We start from the raw sequence: 16,847 nt of genomic DNA, 5'->3' as shown, positions 1-16,847 counted from the left end.
CTGCTTACGGCCTGCGCCGGCGTACACTTCGATACGCTGTGTCAATGGTCGTCTTATGTCGTCCGAATGGTCGTCCATTATGAGCACCCTTGCAGAAGATGACTCTTCTAACGGTGCTCCCAAGATCGCGCACAGACAATCTAAAGGGCCGCGGCGCTACGCTTACGATGCAGTGGAGAATCACGGCGATCTTTCGGGCGATGGCGACCTTTGCCTTCTTCATGCCGATCCGCTTGGCGAGCTTCATGCCCCAGGCCTTTAGGGACGACCACTTTTTGGTTCGATAAAGAAGGACAGTGGGACAGTGGCGGCCTCGAACAAGTAAGTTCGGAGAAGCCGGTCGCCCCATCGAGATATCTTTCCGTTGGTGTCGGTTTCGCCGGATTGGCTGCGCCTCGGCGTAAGGCCTAGGTAGGCGCCGACCGTCGAAGCCGATCGGAAGCGCGAGGGGTCATCGATCGTGTGGCGGAACGTTAGGCCGTCACGACACCGACCCCCGGGACCGTCATCAGGCGAGGCGTCGTCTCGTCCAGCTTTGCCAACCGGCGGACCTCGTTGTCGAACTTACCTTGTTGTTGACAAACGTTCTCATGGATCGAGAGCAGCGGCGATATCACGCTGAGAAGCAAATGATCGACGCCCAAGAGTTCGCTGACCTGTTGCGGAATTGTTGGCCGATCGCGCGAGGGAACAGCAATCCACATTCCTTGATCAAGCTGCGAACCTGGTTCTCGATGTCTCGGCGCATGGACACTAGCCGAGATCTGGCGACAAGGATCGCTCGGATCTTCTGGCTTTCCTCACTTTTGACTTTTACCTCTCGATACGATCCAACCCGCACCAGTTCGGCAAGCCCTCGCGCATCATTCTGATCGCTCTTGTTCATTCGGACCGACAAAGCTGCGTGCGCATGCCGAGCGTCAATGCAGACCACGGGAAGCTCAACCCTGCGGAGTTCATGCCATAGCCAACTCGCCATAGCACCGGTCTCGAAGCCGATACGCTCGGCATGAGGCGCATGTTTGTTAAGCAGGTCAGTCAAGGCACCAGGATTAGACTTTGCTTTCCCTTCGAAGATTACTTGACCAGTCTCGTTGACAACGCACACAGCGGTCTCTCTCTGTGAGACGTCCAGCCCGACGTACTGCTTCATGGGAGCTCCTTCGAATCATTTGATTGCGAGGGCTCAACGATAACGGAGGTTGTCTGTCACGAGCGCCGACCGCAATTACGTCATCGTGTTCAAATGCTGCGTCACCGCGCCGAGCTGGGCCGCCGCCTAATCACTCCAACCTCGTCCTCGATAGAGATCTCCGTCCCAAAGGCCGCTGAGAGCCTCTGCAGACGCTCCAGAATGACCTTTGCTTGAAGCCCGGGGGCAGGACACGGAATCCCACGGTTGGCGAACCGCTTCGAGTGACCAAGCTCGATAGGATAAAGTCTCACCTCAGCAAGTTCGTTCTGCTCGAATCGGCTAACCGCGATAATGCTCTCATAGTAGACGGGATCGCAGAACCCGGGATCAGTCTCGTATCCTCCGGCCATCTCGGCCAGGGTCACCTCAGCATCCGTGTCGACGCGCGGGTCCTTGCCATAAGCATCGAACATGTCAGCGCCCACGGGCGTCCGCAGGTCATCCATGATGAAGTTCCCCAAACTATAGAAGATCGGCCGCCCCTTGTAGATCTCGATGCCGCGCAGCTGGTGCGGTCCATGGCCAATGTAGGCATCAGCCCCAGCATCTATGAGACGACGGGCAAGCGCTTGTTCATAATCAGGCGGCTCCTGACTCCAATTCCCGGGCTGGTGACCGTGGTTCGTGGCGACGCAGCAGTCGGAGAACTGCTTGCCCCGACGCACGTTTCGGAGGACGTTTGCCACATCCTGCGGGTTGGCTTCGTAGCTGTAACCCGCCTTGGGCCCAGCCGTATATGTCGTTCCGGCGAGTACGACTCGGTCTGGATCTTCACGGCCAGACCCGAAGCCCGGCAACGCATTGCGTATGTGCCTCAAGCTGTCGAGCATCTCCGGTAGAACTACGATGCTTCGCGCCACACGAAGAGCGTTGATCCCCGGTCTGCCCGGCGCCTCGCAGGCCGCATCGGCCGCCCGCGACAGCGGCGTGAACGTGGACGCAAACGACACCAGCCCCACGCGACCGCGGGCGGTCTCGAGAAAGCGAGCGGCACCGGCGTCAGCGAGGGTCTCGCCCGCCCCGGCATGGACGATGTCGTTCTGGTCGAGCGCCCGGATCGTCTCGCGCATGCCTTCAACGCCCCAGTCGAAGGTGTGGTTGTTCGCGTAGCTGACGAGGTTGAAGCCCATCGCCTTCAAGTCCGCTCCGAGCGCGGGCAAGCCGACGTGATACGCGCCGCCGTACTCAGCCTGCGGACTGCCCTGGAATGACCGGATGTTGAAGATGTTAGTTTCCATGTTGCCGAAAGTGACATCGGCCTTACGAAGGAGCGCGACGATTTCGCCGAAGCCCGAATGCTGGCCTTTGGTCAGCGGCCGCGTCACGATAAGATCGCCGACCGCCGCAATCGTAAAGCCGTCCGCAACGTTCGTTGCAATCGACCCAATGGTGTCATAGCCGACCCCCTGCTGGGCTGGATGGCAGCCGTTCTCGTGTAAGTATTCCCGCACAGGTCGCTCCATAGGCTGGTTCTTCTCGGCTAAGTCTATTCGGCTCTATCGTTTCTTTGGCGCATGCTGAACAAGCTATTGGATTTGTAAAGCCTGTCCGCTGAATCTTAGGCGCGTTGAGGACCAGCGGCCCGTTCCGCGTACGCTCAGCGCGGCCGCCAGCCGCAGGGGCGCGCATATGCCCAGACACTGGCGCGCTCGTCACCATAGGCTCCGTGTACACCAGCTCCGTCTGCATGTTTATGACTTGGCGCAGCGTGGCATCGTGCCACGCGGACCCGCAACTCGGGTACGTAGTGCGTGATTGTCTTCGAGGCGTCGAGCACGCCCTCCTGCTCCAATGCTGCGGCGAGCGTGCCCGCGTACGATTTGGTCACTGAGTGGCACGCGTGCGGCGCGGCCGTTCGCGTAAGCAATCAAAGATTCGGCTTCCCAGATCGCATGTCTTTGCAGCATCTGATCGAATGAAAGCCCCCGGCGGGCATGCCGGAGGCTTTCTTGGAGGTTAAGCGGTATAGAGAGCCGTTCGTGTTCTCCTTCTAGTTCACCATGATCACCAGTTGCGCTGAGCGCGGAGAAGGAGCGTCAGGGCGTTCTGATCCTTGAGCTCGTATGCAGCACCGGGCTTTGCGATGCTCGACTGCAGCGGGAGGGTAACCGTGCTACCGGCGGCATACTTTTGATCAAGCATTACGTAGGCGAGATCCGCGGTGAAGGTCAGATTTTTCACCGGCGTCCACCGCGTGACCAACCCGACAACACCGTAGTTGAAGTCGGGATTGCAGCCAGCGACACCACTTGATAGTGCGAGAGTAGCTAGGACTGCGCCGCAGATGTAGCCTTTTGCGGTAGTGTTGTAGCGCACAGCGCCCCAACCCCCATAAACGCTGCTGTTCCAGTGGGGATCCCAGTTGTGGGTGTACCCCCCCTGAAAGCCGTAGGTTGTGGTTAGCTGTTGGCCCGAGCCGGTGACGAATACTGAATCAGATAGACCGGCGAGACCGACACTCTGGTAAGCACCAGGAAGACCAGCGCCTCCATACATCGCGTAGGTGCTGGACATATACTCCTGAAAGTTGTAGCGGCTCGCACCATTCGTATACACGCCCGACATGTTGATCGTGTCGCCCGCGCCAGTGGGAATATTTTTGATCGACAAAGCCAACTGGCCAGCCCAGCCCCATTTATCGCCCGGGTGGCCGCTTGTTTCATCGGCACCATAATATGCTGCGTGATTTTCATGGGATGCTACTGACGCCTGGAATAGACCCCAAGCTTGGTCGACGCGCAGCATTGCCACGAGATCAGGAGCCCGCGAACCTCCGATATCGTTGGCTCCATAAGATCCAGTTGCAAGACCCGTGGAAGTCGCACCGCTGACGTTCCAGATGTTGCTCGTCAGATTGGCAACCTGGTCCTGCGCTGAAAATGAGGCGGAAATGCCTTGGCCGAAGTCAGCGGTATAGGTGAATTGGTTCACAGGCTCCCAGCCGCCGCCACCGGGTAGTCCATCGAAGCTGTTGGCAGGATAGTTGGTCCAGGGCGCTGCGAACTGGGATTGTGCCTTACCGATGGTAAATCCCGCAAACTGGAAGAACGCGTAGTAGACACCAAGAGAACCAGCAGAAACCTGAGAAGCGATTGAGCTTGTGTAGGCGGTTGCGCCGTTCGTGGCACTGGAACCCGCGCCACTATAGCCACCTGTCGTCCAAGTGTTAACAGCCTCGAAATAGGTGCGAACCACCCCGTACTCCGTGGCGGTACGGGTGTCGATGCTTAGGTCTGCGCGGGATTGAGCGGTGTAGTAGTTGCTCAACCGATTTCGGGCGCCAGCAACGCCGCTGTCGGCGGTTGCATAAACTCCGTTCGAGCCCAGCGCCAGCGATGTGCGCAAATAGCCGCCGAGTTTGATGCACGTGTCAGTGCCGGGAATGTAATAGAATCCAGCACCATAGAGCGAGCAAATCTTTACGTACTCGATCGCCTTGGCCTTGACCGGAAGATCGGCTGCCTGAGCTGTCGCGCTGGCAATCATTGCCGCGGATCCAAGGAAAAGAGTCTTTGTCAGTTTCATGATGAACCTCCAAGTTGGAAACGTCGTTTCCGTCCTTCAAAGATCCGCCGCTGCTAGCCTCACCGACTGGGCAGGTGCTTGACGGACGACGTCGAGGCGCCCCCTCTCCGTCAACTCACGATCTAAGCCGCCAAATGAATTCATACAATCAATTAATGATGCGAATTAATGACACGCTACGGAGTGTTGTATTTTGGCACCAAAGCGTGTGTTCACGAGCAAAAAGTCCCTGGTCACCAAAAAAAGAACCACCGGGGGGCACCCCGGAGGTTCTTCTTGGAGATTTACATGATCGTGGAAGAGTCCCTCCTCTAATCGATCTGGCCGGATCGTATCTTTTCTCAATTTATGATATCAATTCATTTTCGGAATAGGCTTCATGTTTCTTGAGGGGCTTTCCTAGGGCCCTCTAGGGCGTTACCCCTCTCAGGAGCGGACTTATCGCTGACTTTCGGCGGAACAATCACGATGTCTGAGATGCAAGCGGTAGACCGGGCTGTTCGAGATCTGATTTGGAATATTGTCGAGCTTCACTCTCAACTGGAGGGCATACACAAGAGCTGGGCACAGCTTATGGGATTGACCGAGCCCCAATGGCTGATTTTGATGGCGATCGAAGAACTCGACGAAGGGCGTGGTGTTTCGGGCATAGCAGTCGCCGGCAAGCTGCGGTTCCACCCTGCGTTTGTCACTACCCAAACTAAGAAGCTCGAGGAGATGGACTTTTTGACGCGTGAGATCTCGCGCGAGGATGGAAGATATATTGAAATGTCTTTGACCGAAAAGGCTCGTGCGGAAATTGCGAAGCTGTCCATCAAGAGAGAGGCGTTGAATTCTGCGCTCATCGAGGGGCTCGACGAGGCATCGCTCGACTACCTCAACAAACGGCTGAACTCGATTGCAAAGAATAGCCGACTGGCTTCGCAGAAGCTTAGCATAGGCGTGTTGTAGGCCGAAACGAAACCCAAGCGCCTGCTCATTATTCGTTGAGCTTCTTCTCGAGCCAATCAAAGATGCGCTGATCTAAGATCACAAAGTTTTCTGGCTCCGCGCCTCCACGGTACATCTGAGGTAGAATCACCTCCAGAGGAACCGCCGCGGCCATACAATTTGCATGGAGTTCGACGACATCTGAGACGCTAACAATGCCACGGGCGCTTACAGGCACAAGAATTGGACAGTTTATCTTGTGCGTCAATTGAGGCGAATGTGCCGAATTCGCCTCAGCGTCCTCTGTGGCGCGAGTCAGCCATCTAATGCATCCCAAAGTTCGCGCGCGATTCCAAAGCCCAGCGTCGCAAACCGCCGCGGCGACCCGGTCATCATACGCGGCGAAATCAGTGGCCAGGGCAGCCGACGATCCATCACCGTAGACAGCAATTCGATTGCGATCAATGTCTGGACAGCAGGACAAATAGTCCAAACATCGAGACAATAGCATCTCGGATTCGCCGCGAGAGTTTCCTGCGACGTCCTCGTAGGAGACAACGAGGATAGACATCTTGCGACCAATGATGACCGGCAAGAGTCTGCGGAGCAGGCTCATTCTTTTCTCTTCGTCGCTGCTAATGCAGATCACTGCCGGCAAGCGTAAATTGGAGCCGCCGGCAGGCAAATAGCAGGCAGGCACTTGAACCTGATCGCACGAAATTCGCAGATTTTCGACCGTGTACCCTAGAGCTGGTCCGAATTTCCGAAAGTCGCTTTCAACTCTCGCGGAAATCTCTGGGTCGTCTCGGTTCCCGTCCGCAAGTAGGCTTCTGGCAACCTCGAACGCAGTTAGCGCGCACAGCCAAGCCTCCTTGGCGATATCGAGCGCTTGCTTCTGCAAGTTAAGTTCAACAAGACTGGAATTGTGCTGGCCTATCGTTATCCAAGTCTTGGCCCAGCTTTGCAGCGCCGCTAACTCGCAGTCATGCGACGAGAGGCTATCCAAGAATGACGAGGCGCCGCGTCGGGTGGACGCAAGATCGCTCGTTCCAGCAAACCAAGCACGAGACTCCATCAATTTGTCCTCGGTGCAGATCCTGGGCCCTCGTGGTCCAGTCATTCAGAAGCTAAGCCGCCAGTGAATCTCGGTCCTAGGTGTTGGTACTATCAAAGATCCGTCGTTTTCCTCATCGGTTGGTAGTTTATACCGAGTTCCTGCCGAGAAACTGCTCGTAGGCGCGCCTTTAAGCTCGAAGTCGTGCGTCTTGGGCCGTTATAAGAGGTTTTTAGGCGTAACAACTCAATACGGCTCCGCGCACGACGCGCCTGGGGCGTCGGCAGATCGTTGTCGCGACGTCAAACCTGAGACCATGGCGGCTTCCGCGCTACGTTCATGCCAAACGAGTGAGTCTGCATCAGCAGCAACTTCGCCTGCTCTTCCATTGCGCAAGTGTTTCGAACGAATTGCGTTCTATCCCATAGACTTGGCTGCTGAGGCCGAAGGATAGACCGTGCGGGCTATGCTAATGTGGCAAAGCGGCACAAGAGTCCAAGGAGGGATTTCGGCACGTCAACCGCTCCCAACGCCGCATTCCATCGCAGGCGCAGCGCATTTGCCGCCGATTGTTGCGGCAGATGGCGTAATCTCGCACAGAGAGCGTTTCCGGGTCGTGCAGCATTAGCAAAGTCAAAGAGACGGTTGCCAGATTCATCTTTGCTTGATCGAGCCTGACTTCGATGTGGGGCTCGATGGCATGTGAATGAGCGGAAATGCGAAGAGCAAGTAAGTGATCGGATCTTAGGCGAGGAATTCATGCTAAGGAACACGAAGCCAGTTTGGGAGTGCGTTGAGTCTCATAAAACGGAATTTTTCGGTTTGAGCGACCGGATCTGGGGGCGCCCCGAAGAGAACTATCAGGAATTCTTCGCATTCAGCGAACATCGTCAGACGCTCGCCTTGCAGGGCTTTACGGTCTCCGAAGCGCTGGCCGGAATCCCAACAGCAGTGATGGGTGAAGCGGGTAAAGGCGGCCCTGTTATTGCTATCCTCGGTGAATACGACGCGCTGCCCGGTTTGAGCCAGGAAGCAGGCCTCGCTGAACAGCGGCCTCTCGTTCCGGGCGGTTCAGGGCACGGCTGCGGTCACAACATGCTCGGCTCGGCCTCGCTGTTGGCTGCAGTGGCGGTAAAGGATTGGCTGGCCCAAGCCGGGCTACCTGGCCGAGTGCGCTACTATGGCTGTCCTGCGGAAGAGGGCGGATCTGGCAAGAGCTTTTTGGTTCGAGCTGGCGCGTTCGATGATGTCGATATTGCGCTTTGTTGGCACCCCTCAGCCTTTACGGGCGTGTGGCCCGCGGCTTCGCTCGCGTGTGTGGAAATGGAATTCACGTTTCATGGGCGCGCCGCCCATGCTGCGGTGGCGCCGCATCTTGGGCGAAGCGCGCTCGATGCCGTGGAGCTCATGAGCGTAGGTGTGAATTATATGCGCGAGCACATGCCCTCCTCGGCTCGCGTCCACTACGCCCTCGTGGATGGTGGAGGTATCGCCCCAAACGTGGTGCAACCGCGTGCTGTTGTTCGTCATCTCGTTCGGGCACTTAAACTCAATGACATGTGGGGTTTGGTCGAGCGGGTCCGGAAGATCGCTGAGGGCGCGGCGCTGATGACGGAGACCAGAGTGGAAATGAAACAACTATCGGGCGAGGCCAACTTAGTTGCCAACGTTCCCTTGGAAGAAACCATGCATGAGAACCTGCTGCAACTGGGCGGAGTTGAGTTCGACAGTTGTGATATGGAGTTCGCCAGACAGATTCAACGCACTCTCCCGCCCGACGATATTCGTTCCGCGTATGGTCGTCACGGTCTGCCGGTGACCGCAGACCCCCTCAGCGGCAAAATTTACCCACCGGATGGCTCTCGCACCGACTCGATTGGCTCCACGGACGTAGGGACCGTGAGCTGGGTCGTTCCTACGGTGCAATGCTTAGTCTCATGCTATGCGATCGGGACGCCAGGTCATTCCTGGCAGCTGGTTGCACAAGGCAAGTCCCCCGCTGCTCACAAAGGAATCGCCTTCGCCGCAAAAGCTATGGCAGGCGTGGCCGCCGACGTCCTTTCGGATCCTGCTCTCCTCGCTGCGGCAAAAGAAGCGCTTGAGAGTTACCGTAAAGACAACGAGTTCAAAAATCCGGTAGGACCAGAAGCCGAACCTCCGCTCTCTATGGCGGCAAAATAAGATCAAACCCGCAGGACGATAGCGCGAGCACCACGCCTTCGGGTTATCCAACATGCGTTCCCGTAAGATGCTGGGTGTGCATAATGGCTCACCTAAGGCGATTTGAGGGGAGTCGCGCTTTCGCTGGCCAACTGCCCAGGGTGAGCATGAGTGCGAGCAGGAGGACCGCGAGCCATCGAACGAACGGTGCGCCCGAATGCGGCATCACACACTTTGCGGGATCCTAATGCATTCAAGCCTTGCGGTCACACAGACGGACTGCCCCTCGGGCTGTTCATCTTGGTGAGAAACGCGACGCTTCGGAAATAGTGGAGAGAGCTGTACGGCTCACGGAACGCTAAATTCCGCAGAAAATCTGCGCCGAACTTAGCAAGTTTACAGCTTTACATCGCCAGTCTGTAGTTAGCCTTGAACTTCAGAGGGAAGCTTCCGCAGTATCGTCGCAGGTTTAATCGTTACTCCGAGTTGCGTTGAAGGTCGTTCAAAAAGATTAGCTGGCTGCCGGGAGTGTTTTGGGTTGGGACCACTACCAGAAGGATCCGGTGTTTCTATCGACTTCGCGCGACAAAGCCTGGAACGCGACGGTGGCGGAACCACGGCGAACAACTTGCTCACCGGTCGCGAGCGAGAGCAACCTCCGAAATGCGTCACGAGCCGGAGTCGTCCAGCTACCGCTGGAAAACTCCGCAAATGAAATGTTGATGTTCCAGAAAGGTGTGGAGCATCGGGCGACGCCTTCCACAAGACCGAATCTACTTGGGCTTAAGCGGTTGATTATTTATGCAAGGAGCTGAAATCATGGCAATGCCAAGAGCCGAGCTGGTGTTTCCCCGGTCTGAATATATGCGACGCTTGTCCGCCGTAAAGTCGGAGATGAAGCGACGCGAGGTCGAACTGCTGGTGGTCTCGGTTTCAGCCAACATCACATACCTTTCGGGATACACTTCAAAGTCCGGATATGTGCCTCAAGCTCTACTCGTCTCTTTGAGCGAGGAAGAGCCAACCTTTGTTACGCGGCGGATGGACGCGCCAGCTGCACTCCATCAGATGTTCATCGATCGAACCAATGTGATCGGCTACCCGGAAGCCCTGATTGGCAATGCCGACCGCGATGGGTACGACGCGATAATCGATCTTATCCTGGACAAGGGGCTCGGCCGCAAGAGGATTGGCCTTGAAGCAAAGTTTCTGTCGACGATAGCCGTCGAAAAAGTCAGGTCCCGGTTCGTTGGCGCGAAAATCCTTGATTGCACGAACCTCGTGACCTGGATTCGAGGCGAGAAGTCGGACCTGGAAATCGGCATCATGCGCGAAGCCGCCGCAATTTCTGATGCGGGAATGCTCAAGGGGATGGACGTTATTCGCCCGGGCGTGCGCGAAGCCGATGCATCCGCAGAGATCATCGCAACATTGGTGCGCGGTGCTAACGGAAAGCCCGGCACCGACGCCGCGAGCTTCTTTCTGTGCGCGACACCGCGAACGTCCACGTGTCACATTAGCTGGACAGAGGACGTCTTCCAACAAGGTTCGCAAATCAACCTCGAGTTAACCGGCGTGCGTCACGGCTATACGTCCCCATTGATGCGCACCTTGTCGATTGGCAAACCATCAGATCAGATACGGCGGCTGCATGAAGGAGAAGTTGCTGGCCTGGAAGCTGCACTTTCGGTAGCCAAGACCGGAATGACGTGTAACGATGTCGCCGCGGCTTTCAACCTACGCTGAGGAAGCATGGCTTTCACAAGGAGTCGCGGTGTGGCTACGCGGTCGGAATCGATTGGACAGAGCCAACGGCGAGCTTGAAGGAAGGTGACACGACTATCTTGAAGTCGAACATGACCTTTCACCTCATGCTCGGAAACTGGATCGGTGAAGATATCGGCTATGTGATCAGCGAAACGTTTCGCGTCACAGATCTTGGTGGTGAACCATTTACCAAGCTGCCCCGTGAGCTGTTCGAAATTTAATCTGGTAACGCAACGACGTAACAAATGCTATGTCGCCTAACGGCAAGGGATCGGGAGCCTGCAGGCGCTAAAAGGATTGCCCGTCCGTGCAGGCTTCCGGCCGGCCAACATGGTGAATCAGAGACATACTGATTTGAGAATCCAAATCGATTCAGCTTAACCCCATGCCGCTGTTTGTCTCGAGAGATTGCGGGCCAGGAGCTGCTCAACAGACACTGCTAGTCAATCTGGACGATGCGCGCGCCAATCTCGCCGTCTGGATCGTCGACTACAATCCCCAGCGCCCCTACTCGTCGCTGACATACGCGGCGCTCACCTCACCGCAACGGACCATCGGCTCGGCAACCGCTGCGAGCTCCGTCCATGCCCATTGCTCCACCCGCGCCACCTGGCGTACTACAAGACGCTGCTGCAGGACGGAAAACTCCGTGGCGACTAGAACGCCAGTCACGGGGCTCTCGCAGGACAGGGTGCACGCAGAGAGGTGGTCCGGCAATACTGAACGGACAACCAGTGTCACGCGATGCCGCACTTTGACGTACTGAAGTCAAGCTTTCACTATCAGGGTCAGGAAAGAAGCAAACAGCCTCTCAGCGCTCTCTTTGTGGCCAAGGCTGCTTTAGGACTGCGCATGAGTTTCTTGCGATCCTCGCCCTTCGTTACGAAGCTGGCGGTCAAATCGCTGGCCTTTGGTTTCCTACCCGCTCTTAGATCCCGATCGCTTCGTATGCTTCGGCGATCTGTCTAATGGATGCGACGTAGGCGGCGGTCCTGTAGTCGCCCAGCTCCGGCCGCTTCTCCATGAGATCTGCAATGCGCGCCCAGGTGCTCCGCATGACGTCCTCAAGGCCGGATCGAACGAGATCGATCTCTGCGCCTCCTTCAAGAAACTCGTCGCGCATGTCAGCTGGAAACTGCTTGCCAGTCATCCTTTCCAGCGCTGTAGCGATCGTATGGTTCCGCCTTTCTCGTCGCCGCCGTTCCATCAAGCCGAACGGGATGTGTGTTAGGTTCTTCACCCATTCGAAATAGCTGACGACAACACCGCCGGCATTCACATAGAGATCCGGTAGGATGGTTATTCCTCGAGAGCGGAGTATCTTGTCGGCCTCGAAGGTGACAGGGCCGTTGGCGGCTTCTACTACAAGATGCGCGTTTATTCGGCCCGCATTCCCTGTGTGAATCGCGTTCTCCATTGCTGCAGGAACGAGAACATCACAGGCCATTTCGATACCCGACATATCGTTAGCAGCAGACGTGGCGCCAGGGAAGCCCAGAATGCTGCCCGTTTGAATTTGATGACGCTTCAGCAATTCAATGGAGAGCCCCGTTGAATTCGCGACATAACCGTCGCTTTCAGCAACGGCGATTACCCGGGCGCCGTCCTCCTCAGACAGGAATTTAGCCGCGTGATAGCCGACATTGCCAAAGCCTTGGATCACGATAGAAGCTTCCTTGAGATCGCGCTTGCCATTCATACCTCGGGTGCGCGGATCGCGAAGATAGCTCTGGAGCGCAAACTGCAGACCCCTCCCCGTTGCCTCGGTGCGACCGGCAATCCCGCCTTTCGACAAAGGTGTTCCCGTTACACAGGCCCGTGCGTTGATGACATCGGTCGGGTTCGCACGGCGGAATTCGTCCATCATCCAGGCCATCTCCCGCTCGCTTGTGCCGATGTCCGGGGCCGGAACGTTGACGCCAGGGCCGATCAGGCCACGCTTGTTGAGTTCCTGGGTGAAGCGGCGGGTGATACGCTCGAGTTCCTGTGGGGTCCATTCGCGCGGATCAATCTTGAGGGCTCCCTTCGAGCCGCCAAAGGGTACATCGACAAGTGAGCATTTAAGCGTCATGAGCGCAGCGAGCGCCTCCACTTCGTCGGCGTCGGCGTTCGGCGCGTAGCGAATACCGCCCTTCACAGGCTCTGTGTGTTCGCTGTGGACGGATCGCCAGCCGACAAAGCTGTACATGCGGCCGCGCAGTCTCACGCCAAAGCGAACCGTGTAGGTTGAGTTACATTGAATGATCCGCTCCGCCAAACCCTCGGGCAGATCGAGAAACGCCATCGAATGCTGGAAATGTTTGCCGACGCTCTCGAGAAAGCCATTAGAGTTAGCAGCCTGCATTACAAGACCTTCGTTGCGTCATTGTGATTTCCCCTATTCTATTCGTTCTACATCTGGATCATTGAAGTATTCGGTCGGGACTTAGCCATTCACGCGGGCTACTGACCTTCGCGGTGTGCTTCGGGACTTCTCCGCAGGACAACACTTCTACTCGATATCGTAGGATCCTGCGTTACCGGTTCAGGCTGTCGTCGGCGCGTAGAAGGAATATGGACCTCCGGTCGCGTTCGTGCTGGCTTGTCAGCAGCGGCCCCATGTGGGGGGCCTGCGGCAGAATGATTCGCGGAGCGAGTGTTCGATGCATGCCAAAGATAACGCACGTGCGCCAGTAGCAAAAAAGCGTCGAGAAGTCGAAATCCGTTCCTGAACATTATATGCGCGTGCTGCTACGGCGACGCACCAAGTTGTGAGGCAGCTTCAACTCGGAATCCTCGCGGGCAGTCATAAGTAGCAGGCTGATGCCTTAGGCAAAGTGTGCAGCAGATGAAGTCGGGCAGCGATGCACGCGGCGCCGCCTACGGCCTAGCCTGGGTCTCTCCGCTTCAGCAGGCGCCCTACTGGGAGAATGCAAGGGCAGCCTAAGACGGGGGCCAATCTCCGCAAAGCCCGCCTTTAAATATAATGCGGAATGTGGGCTGCGGCTCCACATCGGCTGCCTTGGGACCCCAACTTCGAGGTGGCGCCAGCCCTTTTCCTTTCCGAGATCTACAGCAGCATCGATGAGTCGCATCGCCACCCCAGATGATCGCTGGTCCGGGACCACATAGAGTTCGGTTACGATTCCATAGATCCCACACGCGAGCAGTGCCGCCCCCTCAGATAGCATAATGAGACCAACAGGGTTCTCGAGGTCGAATGCGAGAAAGCCACAGACGCGCTCCTTCATCGCCAGGAGATCGCCCACGAGCCGGGTGTCTACTCCGGCCCCACGTTCACCGGGCCCGAGTTCGGCAAGCAGGGCAGCAACCAAACCAGCCACCGTCTTGGCGTCCTCAACAGAGACTTCTCGCGTGGTCACCATGTGACATCATCCTCCAAGTTCAAGCCGCATGCGGACAGGTATTGTGGCGTCATCAAGGCTGCTGCATCATCCGGGACAGCGATATGCCGGCATGTTGACGTTCGGATGACGGGCTTCGTTCAGATCGCTGAAAGTGATATCGTGTCGGTGGTGCACTCCTTACAAAGCTTAGTGCTGAAAGAGATAAGGCTGGCCGTCTGCGCTCGGGTGTAGGAAGCGCCGCTATGGTCGACATCGGCGGACGCGGGGAAGAGTTGCACGGCGTGACAACAATCCTCCCGGGACGATGACGCGCCAATCTTCTCAAAGTATCTATGAACACGCGAGTCAAAGACCGACTGTGTTTAGCCAGTTGGTGAAAGACGGCTTTCGTAATTTGTCCTTCTGCGTCTTGTTTGTTGCGCGAGGCGCATGTAGCGCCGATCGGAGCAGAGCAAGATGTGTGATCGTTGCTCGGTCGCATTGCCATACGATAGCTCCTGCGCTCATGCCGACATATTGATCTGCTTCGGTCGATTTGGGAATCTTCCCGAATGAATCAGACCACTAGCTCGCGATAAAAAGCTGCAAGCACTGGCGGAATGTTGCGCAAATCCTTCGCGTCAACGTGGGTGCGCGCTCAAAACATCCTCGATTGCGTGATATGTTGACATCACAGACGTATTTGGATCGTTCCGAACGCCTGGGTTCGCAAAACCCATAGAGATAGGTCTCTCGTCGCAATAGCGGATCAAATAGAGGCCCCGGCCTGGAGCTACGACAGCCATGACGATCGATCGCAATCGCTCACGTGGCCTCGACTCCCTTCCGCTGTTCCTGTCCAGACAGCATCCTGAGTTCATGAAAGTCTTTGAGGTAGTGAATGATCTCCCTATCGACGATACCCATTGCCACATAATCACCGATCGCGATGCCGTAACGACTCCGCAGCGTTATGTGGAACGCATATCCTTGGCGGGATATCCTGTCGCCAGTTACTTTCCCCAGGGCGTTTATGACCGCTGGCTAAATGGCGATGAGGCAACCAGGCACGACTTTAATCGAAAGTTTGACATCCAGAGCAAGGTCGACGGCATCACTCGAGATATCGCAGAAAGTGTATTTATGAAGTTCCTTACTAGGGAGCTGTCGCACTTCCTGGGTTGTGAGTCGAGACTCGAGGCGGTCATCGAAGCCAGGAATGAGCGCGGAAGGGATTACTGGGGCTACGTCAATAGCTTATTACGGGACGTGAAGTATGAGAACATCATGCTTGATACGGGATATGCTGAGGGGTGTGGAGCGGAAGAGATATCGCGCTTTGAAGAAGCCATTCTGCCTTGCCGTACCAATCGTCTCGCCCGGATAGAGATGATCCAAAAAGAGCTTTTTCCTCTCGATGTCTCGTTCGAAGAATACGAGCAGCGCTTTCTAACTAGGATGCGCGAAATGCTGGACGGGACCGGAGACGGAAACTATGGGAAAAACTCTTTTGGAATGAAGTCCTACCTCCTGCCGTTCATCGGGTTGATAAGGCCCCTTTATGATCGCGGGGTCGCTCAGGCATCCTGGCAAAATCTCAGAGAATGCTTTCACAATATGCCGAAGGAACGAGAAGCTAATTACAATGTATCGAAGGATCTCCGGCGCTACAATTTCACGTTGGCTCTTGAAGAGTGTCTCCGGCGCGACATTCCCATGCAGATCCATACAGGGGATGGAGAAGCGCCTTACGTAATTCTCCGCAATCAAGACCCATTTTTTCTTGAGGAGGTCTGTCGGTTCGACCGAGATGATGTAATGCGTATGCCGAAAATTATTCCTCTACACGCCGGTTATCCATCGGTGGGAAAGGCCGCTTGGCTTAGTCATTTGTATCCGAATTGCTATTTCGAGCTATCTATCATGACACCATTCGTGCATCAGAGCTTGTTTCAGAGATACATGCAAGTGATGGAGGTCGTTCCACTATCTAAGATAATGTATGCGAGTGATGCTTGCCACATTCCTGAGCTTTATTGGCTTTCCGGTCGGTGGGGCAAGCGGTATCTTGCTCAAGCGCTGACTGAGCACATAGTAGGAGGAAGCCTGAGCCTGGAGGAGGCAATTGAGGGCGCCAGGATGATACTTTATAAGAACAACCGATCGCTCTACAGGATCAACTGACAGCGAAGGTGCGCTTCGGCCGAGTGCGGAATGAGAGGCGTTGCAGCGCGCCCTAAGAGGACCTCTCTCGGCGCCGGCTGGCGCGAGTTCCTAGTGCGCCGCATGTGCATGGAGGCTCTGGTCGGCAACACAATCGCACGCACCCCCTCCGCCAAAAGATACCGCGGCCATAATGCGCCGCCCGATCACAAGTTCAGGATCTTCATCTCAGGCCAGAAGCCAAGAAGCGAGGGCAGTGACCTGCCCCTGCCGATTTCCTCCAGTTGAAGTTAGAGTCCGGCCTTCTGAAGGACGGACAGATGAAGCGAGCCAGGTTTACGGAAGAGCAGATTATTGGCGTGCTGCGTGAGCATGAGGCGGGTGCGAAGGCTGCCGATTTGGCGCGGAAGCATGGCGTCTCTGAAGCGACGCTGTACAATTGGAAGGCGAAGTTCGGCGGTCTGGACGTCTCCGATGCCAAGCGGCTACGGCAACTCGAGGACGAGAACGCCAAGCTGAAGAAGCTCCTGGCCGAGCAGATGCTGGATGCTGCAGCGCTACGCGAGCTTTTGTCAAAAAATGTATGACCCGCCCCGCCCGTGCAAGGTCGTTTAATCAGGACGATGCAGTCTGCACAAATGTATCCGGCCTCTTGCAAGTGGGCCGCTGTTGCAGCCAGGCCATGATGAGATCCGCGCGTGCCGTTCCCAGATAAATGGTTCGGGCT

At 56.4% G+C, this 16,847-nt stretch carries 10 protein-coding genes and 3 pseudogenes; 6 read left to right on the top strand and 7 right to left on the bottom strand.

What is annotated here, in order from left to right; translation table 11 throughout:
* The coding region (locus tag IVB36_RS27955; protein ID WP_247393811.1) for a hypothetical protein at positions 1-262 on the top strand (262 nt) is incomplete at its 5' end.
* Here IVB36_RS27955 and IVB36_RS27950 read toward each other — a convergent pair.
* The 3 genes and pseudogenes from IVB36_RS27950 to IVB36_RS27935 all read right to left on the bottom strand — a co-directional run.
* Positions 167-1,153: pseudogene (locus IVB36_RS27950) on the bottom strand (IS110 family transposase); the annotation flags it as partial. The gene IVB36_RS27955 and the pseudogene IVB36_RS27950 overlap by 96 nt on opposite strands.
* A gap of 101 nt (positions 1,154-1,254) precedes the next feature.
* Positions 1,255-2,658, bottom strand: coding sequence for a CapA family protein (locus IVB36_RS27945; RefSeq protein ID WP_247393800.1), 1,404 nt, complete (start codon positions 2,656-2,658; stop codon positions 1,255-1,257).
* Positions 2,659-3,199: 541 nt separating this feature from the next.
* Positions 3,200-4,720 carry a porin gene (locus IVB36_RS27935; RefSeq protein ID WP_247393795.1) on the bottom strand — a complete coding sequence of 507 codons (1,521 nt, stop codon included), beginning with the start codon at positions 4,718-4,720 and terminating at the stop codon, positions 3,200-3,202.
* Between the two features lie 468 nt (positions 4,721-5,188).
* Here IVB36_RS27935 and IVB36_RS27930 point away from each other — a divergent pair, with 468 nt between their 5' ends.
* Positions 5,189-5,671 (top strand): MarR family transcriptional regulator, encoded by a 483-nt coding sequence (locus tag IVB36_RS27930; protein ID WP_247393792.1) that lies wholly within the window; start codon positions 5,189-5,191, stop codon positions 5,669-5,671.
* 28 nt (positions 5,672-5,699) lie between these two features.
* On the opposite strand, the gene IVB36_RS27925 is transcribed toward IVB36_RS27930, so the two are convergent.
* Positions 5,700-6,725, bottom strand: coding sequence for a hypothetical protein (locus tag IVB36_RS27925; RefSeq protein ID WP_247393789.1), 1,026 nt, complete (start codon positions 6,723-6,725; stop codon positions 5,700-5,702).
* 738 nt (positions 6,726-7,463) lie between these two features.
* Between IVB36_RS27925 and IVB36_RS27920 the strand changes: the two genes are divergently transcribed.
* Both IVB36_RS27920 and IVB36_RS27915 read left to right on the top strand, forming a co-directional pair.
* The gene (locus IVB36_RS27920) at positions 7,464-8,885 is read left to right on the top strand and encodes a M20 family metallopeptidase (RefSeq protein WP_247393809.1); all 1,422 of its coding nucleotides are present in this window, start codon (positions 7,464-7,466) and stop codon (positions 8,883-8,885) included.
* 798 nt (positions 8,886-9,683) lie between these two features.
* Positions 9,684-10,852 (top strand): annotated as a pseudogene (locus IVB36_RS27915) (Xaa-Pro peptidase family protein).
* A gap of 286 nt (positions 10,853-11,138) precedes the next feature.
* Here the strand turns inward: IVB36_RS27915 and IVB36_RS27910 are convergent.
* The 3 genes from IVB36_RS27910 to IVB36_RS27900 form a co-directional block, all read right to left on the bottom strand.
* Positions 11,139-11,303, bottom strand: coding sequence for a hypothetical protein (locus IVB36_RS27910; RefSeq protein ID WP_247393786.1), 165 nt, complete (start codon positions 11,301-11,303; stop codon positions 11,139-11,141).
* A 256-nt stretch (positions 11,304-11,559) separates the two neighbouring features.
* Complete coding sequence (locus tag IVB36_RS27905; RefSeq protein WP_247393805.1) at positions 11,560-12,915, bottom strand: Glu/Leu/Phe/Val dehydrogenase; 1,356 nt, start codon at positions 12,913-12,915, stop codon at positions 11,560-11,562.
* Between the two features lie 523 nt (positions 12,916-13,438).
* Entirely contained in the window at positions 13,439-13,861 is a 423-nt protein-coding gene (locus tag IVB36_RS27900; RefSeq protein ID WP_256467276.1) for a GNAT family N-acetyltransferase, read from the bottom strand.
* A gap of 900 nt (positions 13,862-14,761) precedes the next feature.
* Between IVB36_RS27900 and IVB36_RS27895 the strand changes: the two genes are divergently transcribed.
* Positions 14,762-16,141, top strand: coding sequence for an amidohydrolase family protein (locus tag IVB36_RS27895; RefSeq protein ID WP_247393782.1), 1,380 nt, complete (start codon positions 14,762-14,764; stop codon positions 16,139-16,141).
* 299 nt (positions 16,142-16,440) lie between these two features.
* Positions 16,441-16,698, top strand: a pseudogene (locus tag IVB36_RS27890) (transposase); the annotation flags it as partial.
* Positions 16,699-16,847 lie beyond the last annotated feature (149 nt).

It is taken from the genome of Bradyrhizobium sp. 35 (assembly GCF_023073215.1).
Classification (GTDB): domain Bacteria; phylum Pseudomonadota; class Alphaproteobacteria; order Rhizobiales; family Xanthobacteraceae; genus Bradyrhizobium; species Bradyrhizobium canariense_D.
Note: the sequence above shows the minus strand (reverse complement) of the source record. Positions and strands in the feature narration are given on the sequence as shown.

What these genes read in the sequence shown, in the direction of transcription:
- IVB36_RS27935 (WP_247393795.1), bottom strand. Translation starts at nt 4,720, where the DNA reads ATGAAACTGACAAAGACTCTTTTCCTTGGATCCGCGGCAATGATTGCC.
- IVB36_RS27945 (WP_247393800.1), bottom strand. Translation starts at nt 2,658, where the DNA reads ATGGAGCGACCTGTGCGGGAATACTTACACGAGAACGGCTGCCATCCA.
- IVB36_RS27925 (WP_247393789.1), bottom strand. Translation starts at nt 6,725, where the DNA reads ATGGAGTCTCGTGCTTGGTTTGCTGGAACGAGCGATCTTGCGTCCACC.
- IVB36_RS27905 (WP_247393805.1), bottom strand. Translation starts at nt 12,915, where the DNA reads ATGGCGTTTCTCGATCTGCCCGAGGGTTTGGCGGAGCGGATCATTCAA.
- IVB36_RS27930 (WP_247393792.1), top strand. Translation starts at nt 5,189, where the DNA reads ATGTCTGAGATGCAAGCGGTAGACCGGGCTGTTCGAGATCTGATTTGG.
- IVB36_RS27900 (WP_256467276.1), bottom strand. Translation starts at nt 13,861, where the DNA reads ATGAAGGAGCGCGTCTGTGGCTTTCTCGCATTCGACCTCGAGAACCCT.
- IVB36_RS27895 (WP_247393782.1), top strand. Translation starts at nt 14,762, where the DNA reads ATGACGATCGATCGCAATCGCTCACGTGGCCTCGACTCCCTTCCGCTG.
- IVB36_RS27920 (WP_247393809.1), top strand. Translation starts at nt 7,464, where the DNA reads ATGCTAAGGAACACGAAGCCAGTTTGGGAGTGCGTTGAGTCTCATAAA.